Origin of the sequence: Micromonospora sp. C51, assembly GCF_018070435.1 — a bacterium.
Lineage (GTDB): Bacteria > Actinomycetota > Actinomycetes > Mycobacteriales > Micromonosporaceae > Micromonospora > Micromonospora sediminimaris.
Genome location: NZ_JAGPXQ010000014.1, coordinates 1 through 18,994 on the forward strand (window position 1 = coordinate 1; position 18,994 = coordinate 18,994).

General features: G+C 72.3%; 14 protein-coding genes and 1 pseudogene. 7 read left to right on the forward strand and 8 right to left on the reverse strand.

Going from position 1 to position 18,994, the window contains the following annotated elements:
* Positions 1 to 97 precede the first annotated feature (97 nt).
* Positions 98 to 1,792 carry an acetyl-CoA carboxylase carboxyltransferase subunit alpha gene (locus KBX50_RS16380; protein WP_210937885.1) on the reverse strand — a complete coding sequence of 565 codons (1,695 nt, stop codon included), beginning with the start codon at positions 1,790 to 1,792 and terminating at the stop codon, positions 98 to 100.
* A complete protein-coding gene (locus tag KBX50_RS16385) occupies positions 1,789 to 2,115 on the reverse strand; it encodes a TcmI family type II polyketide cyclase (protein WP_210937886.1) in 327 nt (108 codons plus the stop codon). The genes KBX50_RS16380 and KBX50_RS16385 overlap by 4 nt, the downstream gene beginning before the upstream one ends.
* A 399-nt stretch (positions 2,116 to 2,514) precedes the next feature.
* Here KBX50_RS16385 and KBX50_RS16390 point away from each other — a divergent pair, with 399 nt between their 5' ends.
* From KBX50_RS16390 to KBX50_RS16415, 6 genes are all read left to right on the forward strand, one after another.
* Positions 2,515 to 3,357: a BTAD domain-containing putative transcriptional regulator gene (locus KBX50_RS16390; protein WP_210937887.1), complete on the forward strand. Its 843-nt coding sequence runs from the start codon at positions 2,515 to 2,517 to the stop codon at positions 3,355 to 3,357.
* 92 nt (positions 3,358 to 3,449) lie between these two features.
* A complete protein-coding gene (locus KBX50_RS16395) occupies positions 3,450 to 3,797 on the forward strand; it encodes a TcmI family type II polyketide cyclase (protein WP_093402655.1) in 348 nt (115 codons plus the stop codon).
* Positions 3,798 to 3,809: 12 nt separating this feature from the next.
* On the forward strand, positions 3,810 to 5,159 hold the full coding sequence (locus KBX50_RS16400) for an NAD(P)/FAD-dependent oxidoreductase (RefSeq protein WP_210937888.1): 1,350 nt from the start codon (positions 3,810 to 3,812) through the stop codon (positions 5,157 to 5,159).
* 223 nt (positions 5,160 to 5,382) lie between these two features.
* Entirely contained in the window at positions 5,383 to 6,204 is an 822-nt protein-coding gene (locus KBX50_RS16405) for a helix-hairpin-helix domain-containing protein (RefSeq protein ID WP_210937889.1), read from the forward strand.
* Positions 6,205 to 6,380: 176 nt separating this feature from the next.
* Positions 6,381 to 7,586 carry a low temperature requirement protein A gene (locus KBX50_RS16410; RefSeq protein WP_210937890.1) on the forward strand — a complete coding sequence of 402 codons (1,206 nt, stop codon included), beginning with the start codon at positions 6,381 to 6,383 and terminating at the stop codon, positions 7,584 to 7,586.
* 87 nt (positions 7,587 to 7,673) lie between these two features.
* Positions 7,674 to 7,880, forward strand: coding sequence for a hypothetical protein (locus KBX50_RS16415; protein WP_093402652.1), 207 nt, complete (start codon positions 7,674 to 7,676; stop codon positions 7,878 to 7,880).
* An 84-nt stretch (positions 7,881 to 7,964) separates the two neighbouring features.
* Here the strand turns inward: KBX50_RS16415 and KBX50_RS16420 are convergent, their stop codons facing one another.
* The 5 genes from KBX50_RS16420 to KBX50_RS16440 all read right to left on the reverse strand — a co-directional run bounded on the left by KBX50_RS16420 (position 7,965) and on the right by KBX50_RS16440 (position 16,340).
* Positions 7,965 to 9,536, reverse strand: coding sequence for a hypothetical protein (locus KBX50_RS16420; protein ID WP_210937891.1), 1,572 nt, complete (start codon positions 9,534 to 9,536; stop codon positions 7,965 to 7,967).
* Positions 9,537 to 9,727: 191 nt separating this feature from the next.
* Positions 9,728 to 11,818 carry an amino acid transporter gene (locus KBX50_RS16425; protein WP_210937892.1) on the reverse strand — a complete coding sequence of 697 codons (2,091 nt, stop codon included), beginning with the start codon at positions 11,816 to 11,818 and terminating at the stop codon, positions 9,728 to 9,730.
* A gap of 56 nt (positions 11,819 to 11,874) precedes the next feature.
* Positions 11,875 to 12,270, reverse strand: coding sequence for a hypothetical protein (locus tag KBX50_RS16430; protein WP_210937893.1), 396 nt, complete (start codon positions 12,268 to 12,270; stop codon positions 11,875 to 11,877).
* A gap of 301 nt (positions 12,271 to 12,571) precedes the next feature.
* Entirely contained in the window at positions 12,572 to 13,360 is a 789-nt protein-coding gene (locus KBX50_RS16435) for a DUF5995 family protein (protein ID WP_210937894.1), read from the reverse strand.
* 106 nt (positions 13,361 to 13,466) lie between these two features.
* Positions 13,467 to 16,340, reverse strand: a complete 2,874-nt coding sequence (locus tag KBX50_RS16440; RefSeq protein ID WP_210937895.1) for an AAA family ATPase — start codon at positions 16,338 to 16,340, stop codon at positions 13,467 to 13,469.
* A 193-nt stretch (positions 16,341 to 16,533) separates the two neighbouring features.
* Between KBX50_RS16440 and KBX50_RS32860 the strand changes: the two are divergent.
* A pseudogene (locus KBX50_RS32860) lies at positions 16,534 to 17,658 on the forward strand (adenylate/guanylate cyclase domain-containing protein); the annotation flags it as partial.
* Positions 17,659 to 18,375: 717 nt separating this feature from the next.
* Here the strand turns inward: KBX50_RS32860 and KBX50_RS16450 are convergent.
* Complete coding sequence (locus KBX50_RS16450; protein WP_307870986.1) at positions 18,376 to 18,975, reverse strand: dienelactone hydrolase family protein; 600 nt, start codon at positions 18,973 to 18,975, stop codon at positions 18,376 to 18,378.
* Positions 18,976 to 18,994 lie beyond the last annotated feature (19 nt).

Below are 18,994 nucleotides of genomic sequence, written 5' to 3' on the forward strand. Positions count from 1 at the left end.
GTCTCCGCCGCGTCCGCACCGGGCGGCGGCCCGGCGGACGGGGATGGGGAGATCGTGACATCGGCGGCCGGCGCACCGGCGGCCGTGGATACGGCGCTCATCGGGCACCCGCTCGGACGCCGGCACGGGCAGCGCCGAAGCGGCGGAAGCGCCGTCGGCGTCGTTGGACGAGGGTCACCGTCGGCACGTCCAGCAGCGGCAGCAGGTTCGCCAGCAGCGCCTGGCGGACGGTTCGGGCCGTCGCCTCGGGGTCGTCGGCGGCCGAACCGTCCGGCTCGGGTACGACCTCGTCGACGACCCCGAGCCGGCACAGATCCGGCGCGGTCAACCGCAGCGCCCGGGCCGCCTGCGGGGCGGCGGTCCGACCGGGCCAGAGGATCGCGGCGCAGCCTTCCGGACTGATCACCGAGTAGACCGCGTGCTGGAGCATCAACACCCGGTCGGCCACCGCCAGGGCGAGGGCACCACCGCTGCCGCCCTCCCCGATCACCACGGTCACCACCGGTGTGGGCAGCACGCTCAAGGTCAGGATGTTCTCCGCGATGGCCGCCGCCTGGCCGTGTTCCTCCGCCTCGACGCCCGGATCGGCGCCCGGGGTGTCGACCAGGGTCACCACGGGCAGCCCGAGTCGAGCCGCCAGTCGCATCAGCCGCAACGCCTTGCGGTGGCCCGCCGGGGTGGCCATGCCGAAGTTGCGGGCGGCCAGTTCGGCAGTGGTGTGTCCCTTCTGGTGGCCGATCACCATCAGGTGCCGGCCGTCGAGCCGCGCCAGCCCACCGACCACCGCCGGGCAGTCGCCGCCGAGCCGGTCGCCGTGCAGCTCGGTGAAGCCGTCGAAGGTGGTCTCCAGGTAGTCCAGGGTGGTGGGGCGGCCGGGGTGCCGAGCCAGGCGTACCGTCTCCCAGGCGTCGCGGACCGGCGTCCGGGACGTGGGCATCGGGCGGGACGCCTCGGGCGGCGGGGCGGTTGCGCCGGGTCGGTTCGTGGCCCGGCGGCGGGTGGCGGCGAGCAGGGTGGCCAGTCGGGCGCGCAGCGCGTGCCGGGGTACCACCATGTCGACCTGGCCGTGTCGCAGCAGGAACTCGGCGGTCTGGAACCCCTCCGGGAGGTTGCGTCCGGTCACCTGGCGGATCACCCGGGGACCGGCGAAGCCCATCCGGGTTCCACTCTCGGCGAGTACCAGGTCGGCGCTGGTGGCGAAGGAGGCTGCCACCCCGCCGTAGGTGGGATCGGTCAGCACGCTGACGGTGAGCAGCCCGACCTCGCGCAGCGCGGCCATCGCCTGGCTGACCGTGGCCATCTGCATCAGCGAGAGCGCACCCTCCTGCATCCGGGCGCCGCCGGAGGCGGTGACCAGGACCAGTGCGATGTCGAGTTCCAACGCCTGCTCGGCGGTACGGGTGATCAGCTCGCCGACGGCGCAGCCGAGACTGCCGCCGAGGAACCGGAAGTCCATCACCGCGAGCGCACAGCGCGACCCGCCGATCGTGGCGGTGCCGCAGAGCACCGCCTCCGCCAGGCCGGTGTCGGCGCGGGCGGCGGCGAGCCGGTGCGAATACGGCAGGACGTCGACGAAGCCGATCGGGTCCACCTCGACGGCATGCTCCGGCAACGGCCGGAACGATCCGGGATCGGCCAGTTGGCTCACCCGCTCGGGTGCGGCGAGTCGGGCGTGCAGGCCGCACTCCGGGCAGACGTCGAGATTACGGCGCAGCCGCTTGCGGTAGAGCAGGGCGGCGCAGCCGCCGCACCGGGACCACAGCGACTCGCCCGAGGGCGCGGTGGCGGTCACGGCCGGCGCCCGTCGAAACGGTAGAAGCAGCGCGCCATGGCGTCCCGGGGCGCGCGCCAGTCCGGCCGGTACGGCGAGATGTAGGCACTCAGCCGGCTGCTGACCCGGACGAACTCCGGGTGCTCCCGAACGGCCTCGACGGCGCCGTCGCCGGCCGACTCGGTCTCGATGAGATGCACGTACAGGTCGTGCAGGCGGTACAGCGAGCGATGCCGGACCCCCACCAGGCGGGGCAGTTCGGTCGTGTCGGACTCGGCGAAGATCTCGGCGACCGCCGATTCGGCGGTCGGGACCACCTTCGCGACGATCAGCGTTCGGTCCATGCTGGTCCTCCCCCCAGGGGGTCGGTCGGACGCCACCGGGTGTGCCCGGACGGCTGCCGCCACGATGCGCAGCACCGCGTCACCCGGGCGTCACAGACGCCCCCGGAAAGAACGGGAGCCGGTGACGCTGTGTTGACGCAAGCTGTGGTTCAGCTGAGCGGCCATGGTTGCCATGATCGGCGCGATTGACCAGTTCAGAGGCAGTCTCACAGAAGCTGACGAGTTACATTACCGACAACATCGTTGACTCAGAGTAATTGCGATTGATAATCTTCGCGACGGTCGGACCCGGCACCGCACCCCACGTGCGACGGCCCGACGAGTCGACAGTGGCGTCCCGGCGGCCACGCCGGGCCCGGCCGAGACCCGCAACCGACGCGTTTCGCAGGGGGTGCCGCCGTGGCCGCTGTTTCGCCCACGCCCACCACCGGCCAGCCCCACGACGCCGACATCCGGCTGCATCTGCTCGGCGGCTTCCGCCTGACCCACGGCGACACCCCGGTGGTGGTGCCCCGCGGCCTGCAACGGATCATCGCGTTGATCGGGCTGCGACCCGGGGCCACCCGTACCCACCTCGCCGGTCTGCTCTGGCCGGAGGCAACCGAGGAACGGGCGCTGTCGTCACTGCGGACCGCGCTGTGGCGACTGCGTCAGGATCCGTACTGCCCGCTGAGCACCGCCGCCGACACCGTCCGCCTCGACCCGCTGGTCCGAGTCGACGTCGACCTGCTCATCGACACCGCCGGTCGGGTTCGCGACGGCCACGCGCCGGGCGATGCCCCGAAGGCCCTGGCCGCCGGCCGGCACGACCTGCTGCCCGGCTGGTACGAGGACTGGGTGCTGGCCGACCGGGAACGGTTGCGCCAGCTCCGACTGCACATGCTGGAGCAGGTCGCCGGCCAGCACCTGGCCACCGGGCGGCACGGCGAGGCGTTGGAGGCGGCGCTGGAGGCGATGGCCGCCGAGCCGTTGCGCGAGACGCCACACCGGCTGGTCGTGCGCATCCACCTCGCCGAGGGAAACGCCTTCGAGGCGGTGCACGCCTATTACGTCTACCGGGATCTGCTGCTGCGGGAACTGCGCCTGGAGCCGTCGCCGGCGATGAGCGCGCTGCTCGCGGAGACCCTCGATCCCATCCGGCGCGCCAGCCGGCCGGCCAGCGGACCCCGCCGGCACGTGGTCACCCGCAACGCCGCTCCAGGCCCGTTGACGATGCGTCACCGCACCGATCCCGGACATTGACGGGCAGGTGACTGTGCGGGCGACAGGGTGGGGTCACAGCGGCCCGACACCCGGTGTCCGTCCGGGCCGAACCACCGGTGAGAGGGGATCCGATGAGCCGTCTAGTGATCGTCAACAGAATCATCCCGGGCGCGGAGGGTCGCGTGGCGCAGATCTTCGCCGAGTCCGACGAGACCGAACTGCCCAGCCTGACCGGGGTTCGCCACCGGTCCCTGTACTGCCTGCACGATCTGTGCGTACACCTCATGGAGACCGACGACGTCGGCGCGGACGCCCTCGCGGCGGCCCGCAACCATCCGTTGTTCCAGCAGGTCAACGAGCGGTTGTCCGCGCACACCTCGCCGTACCTGCCCACCTGGCGCTCGCCGCGTGACGCGATCGCCAACTGCTTCTACCGCTGGGATGCGGCGGACGTTCCGGCACCGCGTGTGGCCGGCTGACCGGGCGAGAACATGACGACCCGAGCACCGCACGTCCTGGTCATCGGCGCCGGCACCGGCGGCCTCTGCCTGGCCCACGGGCTGCGCCGGGCCGGGATCGGCGTCGAGGTCTACGAACGACACCGGGCCAGGGGCGAAGGACTGCTCGGCTACCGGGTGGGCATCGGCCCCACCGGCAGTCGGGCCCTGCGTGACTGCCTACCGCCCGAGCTGTTCGAGATCTACCTGGCCACCTGCGCCCGCTCGCCCCGCTATTTCAACGTGCTCAGCGAGAAGATGCGCCACACTGCGTCCTTTCCGTTGCGACCGGACACCCATCCGGTCGACACGGAACGGTCCGTGGCCCGGATGACGCTGCGCCAGGTGCTGCTGACCGGACTGGAGGACGTGGTGCACTTCGACCGCACCTTCACCCGGTACGAGCAGCACGACGACGGCACGGTCACCGCCCACTTCGCCGACGGTGGCACCGCCACCGGTGACCTCCTCGTGGCGGCGGACGGCACGCACTCCGCGGTCCGCCGCCAGTACCTGCCGCACGCCGTCATCCGGGACGCCGGCACGGTCAACATCGCCACCCGGGTACCACTCACGGCGCACACCCGGTCCCTGCTGCCGGAGAGCGTGCAGCGGGGCATCTCACTGATCTTCGGCAGCGGCGGGGTGATGGGCGTACTGCACGTGATGGAGTTCAAGTGGGACCGCGACGGCCGGCTGAAACCGGAAACCAGCTCGGCGGACGCGAAACTGCTCGCCGACTGGCCGGGACTGCGGCACGACCCCACCCGCGACAACATCAACCTGGTGGTGTGGAGCACGGCCCGCCGGTTCCCGTCCGACGTGATGAGTCGCCGGGGCACGGAGTTGATCGGGGTGGCCCTGGAACTGACCGCCAACTGGCACCCTCACCTGCGGGAACTGCTCAGCCTGGCGGACCCGGAGAGCGCCCTGCCGATCCGGGTGTCCACCTCGGAGCCGGTGCCGCCCTGGAAGAGCAGCACCGTCACCCTGCTCGGTGACGCGATCCACACCATGACGCCGGGGCGCGGAGTGGGGGCCAACACCGCGCTGCGCGACGCGAACCTGCTGCGGCGGCAGCTGATCCTCGCCACCGCCGGTGAGAAGAGCCTGGTGCAGGCGGTGGCCGACTACGAGGCGGCGATGGTTCCGTACGGCTTCGCCCGGGTCGCCGACTCGCTGGGGCGCAGCGGCACCAACGGTGACGATCGCATGTACCAGCCGGTGTTCGGACGGCTCGCGCTGCTCGGTGCCCGGGGCTACTTCCGGGTCACCAGCCGGGTTCCCCGGTTGCGGCGCAAGTTCATCGACGACTTCTACACCTACCGAGGTGAGCAGGACTGATTCCCATCGCGGCCCCGGCACCCGACCCGGTGCCGGGGCCGCCTTGTGTCCACACCCGCACGGTGACACCACACCGTCCGTCCCGTACCGGACACCTGCCGTAGCCTCCGCGCGTCCGGTACGGACTGTTACCTGGCCTGCCTGTCGTCCCGGCCGCGCGTGTGCAAAGCTGCGGCGAGTTTTTCTCGCGACGATCCGGACGTGAACCTCAGGGAGGGTTACCGTGGGCGAGTCCTTCGGGAGCTGGCTGATACTGCTCGTGGCGCTGCTGGCGGGGCTGGCGGTGGGCTGGGTACTGCTGCGTGGTCGGCGGTCGGAACCGCCCGCGCCGACGGCCGGTACGGCGAGCGACGCGACCACCGAGGCGAGCGAGCCGGCCCCGGTCGCCGCCGGGACCGCGCAGTCGACCGCCGCGACCGAACCAACGACCGAGCCCGCTTCCGTCGCGCCGACGGGCACCGAAACCGCTACTGCGACGCGGGCCGAGCCAACCGAGGCCGAGCCGGCCCCGACCGCCGCCGCGGAGCCGGCCGGCAGCACCACCGAGGAGCCGGTGACCGGTACGCCCGCCGATGCGACGCGGGCCAGCGAACCGCTCGCGGGCGACGTCGACCCGACGTCCATCCACGAGGGACCGACGGCGGACACCACGGCGGAACCGCGACCGGCGGTCGCCACTCCGCCGGTCCGACCCAAGGACACCACCGAACCCGCGACGGCAGCCAGCGCAGTCGACCCGCTCGCGACCGAGCCGGCCGTCGCCGCCCATCCGGTGGTGACCGAGCCGGCCACGGCAGCCGATCCGGTCGCGGCGGAACCGGTGGCCGCTCAGGCCGACGACTTCCGGCGCATCCAGGGGGTCGGCCCGAAGATGGCGGCGGCGCTGCACGGCGCGGGCATCCGGACCTACCGGCAGCTGGCCGAGCTGGACGAGACCGCGCTGCGGGAGACCGTCAAGAACGCCGGGCTGCGCGCCACCGCCAGCCTGGCCACCTGGCCTCAGCAGGCGAAGGTGCTGGCCGCCCAGGCCGACAGCGAGTCCTGACGACCCCGGGCCGCCGGTCACGGAGACGCCCTCGTGGGGCCCCGTGACCGGCGGCTCGGTGTACGCCATTCCGGTGACCGACCTCGACCAGGGCACGCTCCGGCCGGAACGCCGTTACGGTCGGTACGCCGGCCAAGCCGGCACGCCGCACTGTCGCCGGCTGCCGGGGGTCATCCGTGCCGTTCGCCCAGCAACAGCCCGACAACCCACGGCGACCTCCCACCCGCAGCTCCACCACGACCCGCCGGGTCACCCTCCTGGAACTGTTCTTCGACCTGGTCTACGTCGTCGCGTTGGCGCTCATCTCGCGCGGGCTGGCCGAGGAGATCAACTGGCACCAGGCCGGCCAGGCGTTGATCCTGCTGGCCGCGGTGTGGTGGACCTGGACGATCACCAGCCTGGTCACCGACCTGTACGACCCGGAGCGCACCGAGATCAAGGCCCTGGTGCTCGCGGTGATGTTCGGAGTGCTGCTGATGGCCAGCGCGATCCCCAAGGCGTTCGGCGATCGGGGGCTCACCTTCGCCGGTGCGTACGTCGCCATCCACCTCGGACGCGGGTTGTTCATCATTCCAGCGGTTCGCAACGACCCGCAGGTCCAACGACGGGCGGCCAGGATCTTCTGCTGGTTCACGCTGTCGGCGGTGCCGTGGATCGGCGGCGCGTTCGTCTCCGAGGATGCGCGAATGGTGCTGTGGCTGCTCGCCCTCGGCCTCGACTACCTCGGGCTCCGGCTGTCCTATCCGGTACCCGGGCTGGGCAGCGTCCCCGCTTCCCTGTTCAGGTTGACCGCCGAACATCTCGCCGAGCGGTATCAGCAGTTCTACACCATCGCGCTGGGCGACGCGATCCTCGTCACCGGCATCGCCTACACCACCAATCACTCGGAGCTCGAGGACGCCGGGGCACTGCTGCTGGCCTTCGCCACCACCCTGCTGCTCTGGCGGATCTACGTGCACAAGGCCGGGGAACTGCTACCCGTCGCCATCAAGGTCATGAAGAAGCCGACCCATTTCCTGGGCACCTCCCCCTACACCCACCTGGTGATGGTCGCCGGGGTGGTCACCACGGCGGCCGGCTTCGAGGTGATGCTGCACACCCCCACCCTGCCCGCGCCTACCCCGCCGGAGTGGACGGCGATCATGCTCGGCGGCCCTGCGCTGTTCCTGGTCGGCCGGGCCCTCTTCGAACATGAGGTGTTCAACCGGGTGTCGTGGTCCCGGCCCGGCGGCGTGGTGGCACTGATGGCGGTGGCACCCGCGACACTGTTTCTTCCATCGCTGACCGCTGGGTTGGCCGCGCTGTTGGTGCTCGCCGGGGTGGCGCTGGCCGACCTCCGCCACACCCGCAACCGTCCGCCTGAGGCACCCATGCCGCCGTAGGTCACGCCGGCCTCCGTTAGCCACTCGGCGCGTCTGGGTACAAGGCCCACACCTTGCAACTCAACCCCCGAATCTGTGGAGGAAGCCATGCGTGGCACGTCGATATTCGGAGTCCTCGTGGTGATCTGGCTCGTCATCGGCGCCATCGCCGCCGGTCAGCGCGGCTACTACAGCGACGAGGAAGCAAACTGCGCCGAGGTCGGCACGATCCTGGTGACCATCGCCGCCGGGCCGTTGAACTACGTCGGCGCCAACCCGAAGGTCGACTGCGAACTGCCCCAGCCCTCTCAGTGAGCTCGGGGAACACGAACAAGGCCCGTGCCGGATTCGGACACGGGCCTTGTTCGTCGGCGGTATGCGGCTGCCGACCGTCACGGCTCAGCGGAAGCAGTGCGCCACCGGCACCTTGCTACCCGCACAGTTGGTCGGATTGTTCTCGATGACGACGCTGTCGTCATCGATCTTGACCTGGGCCCGCTCGGCCTGGATCCCGCCCGCCTTGACGGTGGACTGGTTGCCGATCACGTGGCTGCGGTAGAACGAGGTCGAGCCCGCGGTCACGAACAGCCCCGCCCCCTGCGACCGCTTGCCGACCGCGGCGTTGCCCTTGACGTCGCTGCCCCGCACGAGCAGGTTCGACCTCTCGGCGTAGATGCCGCCGCCGTTGCCGCGGGTGGTGTTGTCGCTGACCACGCTGTCGTCCACGGGCAGCAGGCCCTGGAAGGTGGAGATGCCGCCGCCCTTGACGGTGGCGACGTTGTCGCGGACCGTCAGCTGCCGCAGCACCAGCACCGCGTCGGAGTTGGCCAGGCCACCGCCGATCTCGGCGCTGTTCTGCGCCACCAGCGTGTCGAAGACCTTGGTACGGGCGGAGAAGCTGGCCACTCCGCCGCCCTGACCGGCGTTGTTCTGCACGAAGGTGGAGGAGTACACGTCCCCCGCAGCCCGGAAGTTGGCCAGGCCACCGCCGTAGCTGACCGCGCTGTTGTGCCGGAACTCGGTGCCGTGCATGATCATGACGCCGCCGTTGAGCAGGCCCCCGCCCTTGCCCTGGGCGCCGGCGGCCCGGTTGCCGATCAGTTTACTGTCGCTGATCCGGAGGTTGCCGTCGTTGAAGATGGCGCCGCCACCGCCCTCCGCCGACAGCGAGGTGCTGCCGACGACGGTGACCCCTTCGACGACCGCCGTGGCGCCGTGCACGATGTGGATGCTGCCGCCTTCCGCCGCCGAGCGGCCGTTGCGCAGGGTGACGTCACGGAGGGTCAGTTCGCCGCCGTCGCGGACGGTGAAGAAGCGGAAGTCAGGGGTGTTGACCCCCCGGGCGATGGTCGCGCCGGAGCCTTCAATGGTGATCCCGTGGTAGATCACCGGCAGGCCGGCCTTGTCATCGGCGGGGTTACGCGGTGGCGCCTCGGCGTCGCCGGGGTTCTCGGCAGCATCGGCGGCCTCCCGCGCGTCGCGGATGCCGCCGTCGTACTCGTCGGGCTGCTGGAACGCGTGGGTCAACGTGTAGGTGCACTTCTCCGCCAGCCGCAGCGTGGCACCGCCCTCGGCGTTCGCCCGCACCAGCGCCGCGATGAGCCGGGCGGAGTCGCAGGGCACCGGCACCACCGTGCCGTCCGGTGCGCGCCCGTGGTGACCGCTCGACCGGCCGGTCGCGCTCGCCTGGCCGTCCGGGCTCGCGCCGGAGTCGTGCCGCCACTCCGGCCGTTGCCGGTCCTGCGCCCGGCGGTGCGGTGTCTCGTCGACCCCGGGTACGTCGTCCTGAAACATCGCGGCGGGTTGGCCCGGGTTCGGTGCCGCCGGGTCACGGTCGGCGGCCGAGGCGGTGACGGCGGTCAGGCCCGCCGCCCCGACCACCAGGCTGCCCGCCACCAGGCCACCGGCCAGCAACCACCGGGACCGCCGACCGGGTCGGGTGGACCCACGGCTCCCTTGGTACGTGGACATCAGCGTTCCTGCCTCTCGTGCATGCGAAAACACGGCCGCACCGAATCGGGCGCGGGGTGGCTGACGTCGCCTCAGCCACCAGAGGCCACCGTACGGCGACACACGACGCAAATCAGGCATAAGTGAATGAGTAAGCCATTCGGCTTCACATCTACCCAGAGTCGGTACGGAGGGCATGGGTAGCCCCCCGCTCAACCCCCGACGTGGATGCCGGGGCGGCGGGCGGGATCCGGCTCGGACTTGCGCAGAATCTCCCGTACCACAGGTGGGGTGTCCCCCCGCCCGAGAATGAGATAGCGCAACAGGTGGGCGATCGGGTTCCCCTCCGACCACTCGAAGTGGGCGTGCGGGCGTACGCCGGTGGCGTCCCGCAGCGCCAGCAGGATCGCCGCGATGGCGTTCGGTACCGCGGGGCTGCTGGCCCGCAGCACCCGGTAGCCCCCCACCTCGACGCCGCACACCCGCAGCACGTGACGGAACCCGGAGGGATCCGCCACGTCGATCTCCAGGAACAGCACGTCGGTCGCCCCCGGAACCGGGTTCAGGCCCCGCTGCGCGCGCTCCTTGATGGTGTACTCCTTGACCGCCCCGCTGCGCCGCTTGTGGGCGATCACGTGCAGCCGCCCGTCATGGGCCACCGAGTCGGCGATGAACCGCCGCGCCGCCTCGTCGAATTCGACCCGCTCCGCCCGCAGCTCGGTGGTGCGGGTCACCCGGGACACCAGCGACACGGCGATGATGCCGAGGATGAACAGTCCGGAGATGGCGATTCCGTCCGGCTTCTCGATCACGTTCTCGACCAGCGCGTACAGCAGCACCAGGGTGAGCACCGTGAAGCCGGCGGCGACGCCGCGTTGCCGACGGCCGGCGGCGGCGATGGCCACCGCGACGGCCGCCGACACCATCATCGCCAGGATCCCGGTGGCGTACGCCCCCGCCTGCGCGTCGACGTCGGCGCGGAACACGATGGTCAGCACGATGCAGACCAGCGTGTAGACGATCACCACCGGGCGCACCGCGCGCGCCCACTCCGGGGCCATGCCGTAGGAGGGCAGGTAGCGCGGCACGATGTTGATCAGCCCGGCCATCGCCGAGGCACCGGCGAACCAGAGGATCAGCACGCTGCTCACGTCGTAGGCCGTACCGAACGCCTCACCCACCTGCTCGTGGGCGAGGTAGGCCAGCGCCCGCCCGTTGGCGGCCCCGCCCGGCGCGAACGCCTCGGGCGGGATGAGCACCGCGGTGACGAAAGTGGTCGAGAGCAGGTAGACCGACATGATCAACGCGGCGGCGGTGAGCAGCCGCCGGGTGTTGCGGATCCGGGCGGCCAGGCGGGTCGGCGCGTCAGGCCCCTTTCCCGCCACCAGCGGCATCATGCTGACCCCGGTCTCGAACCCGGACAGGCCCAGCACCAGCAGCGGGAACGCCAGCGCCGCGGTCAGCGCCACCTGGCCCGGACCGCCGCCCGTGGTGAGCGCCGCCGTCCAGTCCGTCAGCGGACGGGGATCACCTGCCAGCTCGACGAGCGACACCCCCAAGATCACCGCGTTCAACCCGAGGAAGGCGGCCACCAGTGGGACGGCCACCGCCACGGCTTCCCGAAAGCCGAGCAGGAACACCCCGCCGAGGATCAGCAGCAGACCCACGGTCACCCCGACGGCGACGCCGGTGCCGCCGAACCACTCCGGCAGGTACGGGTTCTGCAGCACGTGCACGGTGGCGTCGGCCGAGGAGAGCGTGATCGTGACGATCCACGAGGTGGCGACGAAACCGAGCAGCACCAGCACGAATATCTTTCCGCGCCAGAACGGCAACAGTCGTTCCAGCATCGCCACCGACCCCTGGCCGTGCGGGCTGTCCCCGGCCACCCGCCGGTACATCGGCAGCATTCCGAACAGGGTCAGTGCCACGATCAGCAGGGTCGCCACCGGCGACAGCGCGCCGGCGGCCAGGGCGGCGATGCCCGGCAGGTAGGACAGGGTGGAGAAGTAGTCCACGCCGGTCAGGCACATCACCCGCCACCAGGCGTGCGATCGGGTCTGTCCCTCGGCGGTCTCCGGTCCGACCGGCTGCACCCGGTGGACGAACAACCACCGACGCAGCCGACTCTCCGGTGTCACCGGGCCGGTCGGGACTGCCACCCGCTCGGGCACGGTGACCCTCCGACCCGCCCGTTCCCCCTTGCGCGTCGGATCCCGCGCGGCACGCAACCCCGGTTCTGGCGCACCGGTCGCCGGGCGGCGGCGTTCCCGGCCCCGTCGCGCTCTCGTCCCGTCCCCCATGTCCCCGCCTCACCGTTGTCGAACAGACCGTAGGTGGTGGTTCGGTCCGCTACCGGTCAGCCGCCGTCGGGTGCGGCCAGCGCCCGAGCCAGGTCGGCGGGGTCGGTCACGGTGACCGTCATCCCGGGATGGCGGGGCCACCGGCCGGGCAGCAGGGCGGGCACCGGTCGCACGAATCGGACACAGAGCCCGGCACCGGTGGTGGTGCCGAAGGTGACGCCGGTGTCGGCGCCGGACAGGTGCGGACCGATCACCCGCCACCAGCGGTAGGGGCCGCCGCTCTCCACACCCGCGATGTTCTCCCGTCCGGTACGTAGCTGCCAGGGGCCGAACCGGACCAGTAGCTGGGCGGAGTCGACCCGCACCCAGGCGGTGCCGGGCCGGACGCCGATCAGCGCCAGCAGCCAACGGAACCGCGAGTCGAAGCGGAACTGGAAAACCTGAACGGTCATCCCCGGGCTCCGCGGCCGGCGCGGTCTCCCGGCCGCGCTGGGCGGGGTGGGGCGGCGGGGCGCGGTCGCGGCCGGGCGGCAGGACGGCGCCGGGACACAGCGGTCATGGTCGCGGCGTACCCCGCAGGGGCCGGCCGACACCCCCCGGGCCGGCCGGCCCCTGTTTCCCCGTGGTCCCCCCGTGCTCCCCGTGGTCCCCCCGTGCTCCCCCCGTGGCCACCGCCGGGCGTTACCGCCCGGTCTCGGGTCGGATGCCCCCGCGCCCCTCAGGTGGACGGAGCGCGGGGACCCCCCGTCCCGGCTACTGCAGGAACGCCCCGAGGGGCGACAGCAGCAACCGACCGAGCGCGGCGGCCGTGTCGTCGAGCCGCCTGCGCTCGCGCTCGTGCTGGTGCGGGTCGTGCCGGCACCGCCAGATCCGCTGCGCGTTGCGCCAGGCGACATCACGCGTGTAATGGATCAGCTCGCCCTGATACCAGTCGTCGATCTCGCCGTTGAGCATGTCGATCAGTAGTTGCCACTGCTCAAGGTAGCCCCGGCGCAGGCCGGGGATCTTGTCGGCGAAGATCTTGTTGATCTCCAGATAGTCATGGTGCTGGTCGCTGCCGTCGACCGGCTCGGACTCCAGGTGGTCGAAGGTGGTGACCAGTGCGAACGGCAGGTCGAAGTTGATGTGCGCGTTGACGCCGGCCGCCGCCGAGGGCAACGGTCGGGCGTCCGGCCCGCGCATCCGTTCGAACAGGCACGCCCAGGCCCGGGGCGTGCTCGGGCTGGCGTCGCTCCACATCCGTAGCGCGTCGAAGTAGCGAGCCGCGAACTCGACGTCCAGCCGGGACAGGAAGACCGGGTCGACGAACCGGTCGGCGTACAGCCCGTCCAGCACGCTGGAGGTGATGGTGAGGTACAGCTTGTTGAAGTCCGCCAGCGGGCAGCTGTCCAGCAGTGGAGGCAGCCGAACCAGCATGTCCTGCAGCTTGGTCAGATGGTCGACGACGGCGGGCACGTCGGTCGGATGATCGGCCAGCAGGTCGACGATGTCCCGGTGCACCGGCCCCCACGCCGGCTCACCACACCCACCGCGCTCGCTCATGTCCCCTCCAGGCTGCTCGCCGGCGTCGTCGTGCCCGTTGCGACGCCGGGCCCCAGCCTTTCAGGCGTCCGCTGCGCGGACATCAGTAGAACGACGTATCCGACACCTACGCCCGACTACGCAGGAAGATGGCGCTCGCCTGGACCCGGGTACGTACCTGGAGTTTGTCGAAGATGTGTGACACGTGGACGCCGATGGTCCGCTCGCTGATGAACAACCGCTGACCGATCTCCTTGTTGGTCAGCCCTTCGGCCACCGCGGCCAGCACCTCACGCTCCCGCGCGGTCAGGGCGGCCAACTCCTCACCGACCGACCCGCCGGACGTCGCGGACTCGACCGCGCCGCGCTCCTCCAGCGCGACCCGGGCCCGCCCGGCCAGCGTACGGATCTCGTCGGTCAACGGCACCGCTCCCAGCGCCTGCGCCATCTGGTACGCCTGGCGCAGCAGCTTCCCGGCGGTGGCGGCCTTGCGGCGGCTGGCCAGCAGCGCCTCGGCCTGACGTAGGCGCGAGTAGGCCGCCGGGTACGGGTGGTTGCGGTGATCCCACTCGGCCGCCGCCCGCGCCCACAGCTCCGGATCGGCCCCGTCGAGCCGGCTCACCTCAGCGGCGCACAGCGCCAGGTAACCGTCGATCACATAGCGCACCGGCCGGGCCGCCCGCTCGCTGCGTGAGGCCACCCGGTCGGCGATGCCACGGAGCCGGCGCACCGCGTTGTCGTCCACGGCGACGGTGCGGCTGGCGTGTGCCTCCGCCTCGGCGCGCAGCCCGTGCCAGACCAGCACCGCGAGAATGACCAGGTCGTCGGAGCGGGTCTCGGTCAGACCTCGCTGCACCGCGTGCCGGGCCACGTCGTGCCGCCCCTGCCACATGGCCAGCCCAGCCCGCAGGGTGAGCAGCGGGATGACGTGCCGGGCGCCCCCGCCGGCCAGGATGGTCGCCACCGCGTCCAGGTCCCGGTCGGCCGCCTCGACGTCGCCGTAGCCGACCGACAACCGGCAGCGGGCCAGCAGCAGCTCGACGGCGTCCGCGCCGGAGGGACGGTGCCGCAGGGCCGAGGCGACCACCTTCTCCGCTTCGGCCCACTGTCCCACCCGGAACAGTCCATTGGTGGCGATGGCCAGCAACCGGGTCTCGTAGGACCGACCCAGCCCCAGCTCGGCGACCCGCTCGGCACCCCGGCGGGCGACCACCACGCCCTCCTCGAGGATGTTCAGCGGCCCGGTCAGCAGCTCGGCCAGGTGCAGATAGGCCAACGCGACGTCCTCCGGACGACCGGCCCGCTCGGCGGTGGCCAGTGCCCGTCGCAACACCGCCAGGCCCGCCTCCGGATCCTGCCGGTACGCCTCGGAGAAGCCCAGCGCGGCGCTGGCCAGCACCACCTCGGTGGTCGCCCCGTCCACCTGCTCGGCCAGGGCGAGCGCCTCCCGCGCCCGCTCGCCCGCCTCGGCGTACCGGCCGAGTTGCAGCAGCAGCTCCGCTCGTCGGGCGGCGGCGGTGGCCCGCTGCCCGGGGGTGCAGTCGGCGACGGCGAGCGCCTGCTCGTACTCCGCCTCGGCCAACGCGGAACGGCCGGCGGCGGCCAGGTAACGGGCCCGTCGGATGTGCAGCTCGCAGGCCGGGAGGTCGGTGGCGGCACCGGCCAGTTCCTCGAGCAGGGCCAACGCGCGGGCGTACTCACCACAGTGGTGGGCCGCCTCGGCCGCCCGCCCGAGCAGCGTGGCCCGGTCGACGCCGGGCACTCCCTCGGCCGACTGCACCGCCACCGACCAGTGTCGATGCGCCTCGGCGTAGCCGTACAGCCGCTCCGCCTCCTCGGCGGCGGCCACCGCCGCCGGCAGCGCCCGCTCCGGCTCACCGGCCAGCCGCCAGTGATGGGCCAGCCGGGCCTGGTGCAACTCGGCCGGTGCCGACGTCAGCGCCTCGGCGTAGCGGCGGTGCAGCAGCGCCCGCTCGGCGGGTAGCAGCTCATCCTCCAACACCTCGGCGACGAGCCGGTGGCGGAGCCGGTAGCCATCGGCCGAGCCGACCAGCAGCCGGTGGGACACCGCTGCCCGGACCGCGTCGAGCAATTCGTGCTCCGGCAGCCCGACCACCCGGGCGAGCAGCCAGTGCTCCACCGGTTCGACTCCGGCGGCGACGGCGTGCACGGCCTGGTGGGCCGGTCGGGGCAGCGCGTCCACCCGGGCCAGGAAGACCTCGCGGAGGGTGTCGGAAAGCCCGTCGCGACCGTCACGCAGTTCCCGGGAGAGTTCCTCGACGACGAAAGGGTTGCCGCCACTGCGCTGCCACAGTTGCTCGGCCGCCTCCGGCGTCAGTGGCCGCCGCATCACGGCGGTGGCCAGTTCCTCGGTGCCGGCCCGATCGAGCGGGGCCAGATCGAGTACCCGCACCGAACGCAGTCGGCGCAGCTCGGTGAGCACCCGACGCAACGGATGCGCCCCCTGCAACGACTCCGACCGCACCGCCGCCAGCACCGACAGTTGCAGGTCACCGAGGCCGGCGAGCAGGTAGAGCAGAAGTTGGCGGGTCGTCCGGTCGACCCATTGGAGGTCGTCGAGCACCAGCACCAACGGGCGGTCACCGGCGATCACATTCAGCCCGCGGGACACCCGTTCCAGCAACGCACCCGCGCCGTCCGGGCCGGCCCGGTCCTCGGCGAACACTCCGAGCAGCGCGCGGACGGACGCTGCGGCCGGCGGGGCGAGGTCGGCGTCGAGGCGGCGCAGCGCCTGGCGCAGCGGATGCAGCGGCGAGGCGTCGCCGATGTCCAGACAGGACCCGGTCAGCACCAGGGCGCCACCGTGGCCCAACTGGTCGCCGACTTCGCGCAGCAGGCGGGTCTTGCCCACGCCACTCTCACCGGTCAGGAACACCGCCGCCGTGTTTCCCGGCGTGACGTCGTCGAGCAGCGCGGATCGTACCGTCGCCATCAGGTCGTCGCGACCCACGAGCGGTGTGGTGTCCACGTCGCTGGCCATGGCTCGCAGCCTAGTCACAGGTTCCGTCCCCGTTCTACAGGTGCCTCGCGTCAGTCCTCCTCATCGCGTCGACATTGCGACCAATGGTTGCGTTCGGCCGACATACGTCGTTCTGCCGATCCGCCGTCAGACCAGCGGTGACAGGCTCCGGACATCGTCGGCGCGTACGGGGGGAGAGGCAGGTGCGATCTCCATGCCCAGTTCTGTTGTCGCTGGTCAGTCAGCCGTCGAGCGGGTGCGTTGGCCCGTGACGGAGGAGCGGCGGACCATCACGGTCCTCTTCGTGGACATCGTCGGGTCGACCCGGTTGGTCGACCGGCTCGACCCGGAGGACGTCCGTGCCCTGCAACGGGCCTACTTCGGCACCGTCGCCCGGGTGCTGCGGCGGTGGAACGGCGCGGTGGAGAAGTACGTCGGCGACGCCGTGATGGCACTGTTCGGCGCGCGCCGCGCCGACGGGTGGGACGCGTACCGGGCGGTGCGGGCCGGGCTGGAGATCCAGCGGGCGCTGGACGGTCGACCGTTGGCCTCGGCACCTGGCCTGCGGATCCGGGTCGGCGTCGCCACCGGTGAGGCCGTGGTCGACCTGGCCGCCGACCACGACGGCGGGCACGGCGTGGCCAGCGGTGCGGTCATCACCCTCGCCGCCCGGTTGCAGGAGCACGCCCCACCCGGCGGGGTGGCGCTCTGCCCGGCCACGCATCGGGCCGTCGTCGGGCTGATCGCGCAGCGCCCGGTCCCGGCGGTGACCGTCACCGGCAAGGCACTGCCGGTCGACGTCTGGCACGCCATCGGCACCGAGCGTCCCCGACCGCCACGGCACGACGTTCCGCTGCTCGGCCGGCGACGGGAGTTGGCCGTCGCCCGGGAACACCTCGCCGAGGCGGTGCGCGGGCGCGGTGACCGCCGGGTGCTGCTGCTCGGTGCTCCCGGCAGCGGGCGCAGCCGCCTCCTGCGCGAGTTGGTGCGGACCACCCGCACGCTGGGCGGCGTCCCGGTGCGTTGGTGCTCTACGACCTGCCCGCCCTACCCGGAGGGGCCGCTGGATCCCGTCGCGGACCTGGTCCGCGAGCTGGCCCAGGCCGGCATCGGCGACGACCCGGAGACGGTACGCCGCCGGCTCGCCGCCGCCCTGACGGATCTGGTGCCGGCCGACCTGCTGACGCCCGCCCTGAACACAGTGGACGATCTGCTCGGGATGACGGTCGCGCAGACCGGCACGGTGACGTGCTGGCGGGAGGTGCTGCTGAGCCTGGCGCGGCGGCAACCGGTCGTGGTCGCCGTCGACGATCTCGACCGTGCCGCACCGGCGCTGCGTCGCCAACTGGCCGTGCTCGTGGAACTGGCCGACCAGCGTGACCTCCCACTGGTGCTGGTGGCGACCGGCACTCAGGACCTGGAGCAGGGCGCTGTCGGTCCAGGGGTGGCCAGGGTGCGCCTGTCCCCGCTCGACACCATCACCACCGGCCGACTGCTGCGCCGACTGCTGCGACGTGCCGGCCAACCGGCCTGGTTGGCGGCCCGGCTGATCCCCGTGACCGGTGGTCTACCTGGGCGGGCGGTGGCCTACGTCCGTACGTTCATCGGAGGCGACAGTGAGCGCCTGCCCGTACCGGAGGGTGTCCGTCGGGTCGTCGAGGCCCGGCTGGATCGTCTCGACGCCGATGCGCGGGCGGTCCTGACGGCCGCCGCGCTCGCGCCGGGCCGCACCGGGACGGAGCTGGCCGAGGTTCTCGACTGGCCGCGGATCCGGGCGGCGGCGGGGCTGGCCACCCTGACCCGTGACGGCCTGCTGGTGCCCCTGCCGACCGGTGGTCACGACGTCGCCGATCCGGTCCTGCGGCAGGTCGCCGGCGCCCGGCTGCCCCGAGCGGTGCGCGCCGTGCTCGCCCGGCGGATCGGCCAGATCACCTCGGCAGCCGGGAGGCCACCGAACGGGGTGATCGCGGCCGGCCGGGTCACCTCGACGAGCGGGACGAGCGCGAGCCGGGTGGCGCGGCTGGCCTGCGCCGCAGTCCCCCGGTCGACGGCCCGGTCAGCGGTGCTCCAGGAAGGCCAGCACCCGATCCCAGGTCAGCCCGGCAGCGACCGGGTCGTGGTCGGCAACGGTCGGGTCGGTGAAGAGGTGTCCCGCCCCGGGATAACGGTGCACCGCGAGAGCCGCTCCGGCCGCGCTCATCTCCCGCTGCCACTGGTCGACCTCGTCGGGCGGGTCGTAGGCGTCCGGGTCGGCCAGGTGCAGGTGCACCCGGAGGCCGGGACGGACCGCCGCCGGGGATCCTCCGGTGCCGTGCAACAGCAGCAGGCCGGCGGTTTCGGGGCGTTCGCCGAGCAGCGCGCCGGCCACCCCGGCACCCATCGAGAACCCGGCGAGCACGGTGTCGGGTGGCAGCCCGTCGAGCGCCGCGCGGGCCCGGTCGAGAACTGTCTGCTGGCCGATCCGCTCCAGCAGGGCGAAGCCCGCCGCCACGGAGTCGACGGCGGGCACGCCGTACAGGTCGGGCGCGTGTACCTGATGGCCGGCGGCGCGCAGCCGGTCGGCGGCCGCCAGCACCGCCGGCCGCAGCCCGTACACGGAGTGGAAGAGCACGACGTGTCCCATCGGGACATCGTGCCGGACGCCCGGGAGCACCATGGAGCGGCGCGCACGGGAT

What these genes read in the sequence shown, in the direction of transcription:
- KBX50_RS16385 (WP_210937886.1), bottom strand. Translation starts at nt 2,115, where the DNA reads ATGGACCGAACGCTGATCGTCGCGAAGGTGGTCCCGACCGCCGAATCG.
- KBX50_RS16395 (WP_093402655.1), top strand. Translation starts at nt 3,450, where the DNA reads ATGAGCCGTCTAGTGATCGTCAACAGAATCATCCCGGGCGCGGAGGGT.
- KBX50_RS16400 (WP_210937888.1), top strand. Translation starts at nt 3,810, where the DNA reads ATGACGACCCGAGCACCGCACGTCCTGGTCATCGGCGCCGGCACCGGC.
- KBX50_RS16415 (WP_093402652.1), top strand. Translation starts at nt 7,674, where the DNA reads ATGCGTGGCACGTCGATATTCGGAGTCCTCGTGGTGATCTGGCTCGTC.
- KBX50_RS16420 (WP_210937891.1), bottom strand. Translation starts at nt 9,536, where the DNA reads ATGTCCACGTACCAAGGGAGCCGTGGGTCCACCCGACCCGGTCGGCGG.
- KBX50_RS16425 (WP_210937892.1), bottom strand. Translation starts at nt 11,818, where the DNA reads ATGGGGGACGGGACGAGAGCGCGACGGGGCCGGGAACGCCGCCGCCCG.
- KBX50_RS16430 (WP_210937893.1), bottom strand. Translation starts at nt 12,270, where the DNA reads ATGACCGTTCAGGTTTTCCAGTTCCGCTTCGACTCGCGGTTCCGTTGG.
- KBX50_RS16435 (WP_210937894.1), bottom strand. Translation starts at nt 13,360, where the DNA reads ATGAGCGAGCGCGGTGGGTGTGGTGAGCCGGCGTGGGGGCCGGTGCAC.
- KBX50_RS16440 (WP_210937895.1), bottom strand. Translation starts at nt 16,340, where the DNA reads ATGGCCAGCGACGTGGACACCACACCGCTCGTGGGTCGCGACGACCTG.
- KBX50_RS16450 (WP_307870986.1), bottom strand. Translation starts at nt 18,975, where the DNA reads ATGGTGCTCCCGGGCGTCCGGCACGATGTCCCGATGGGACACGTCGTG.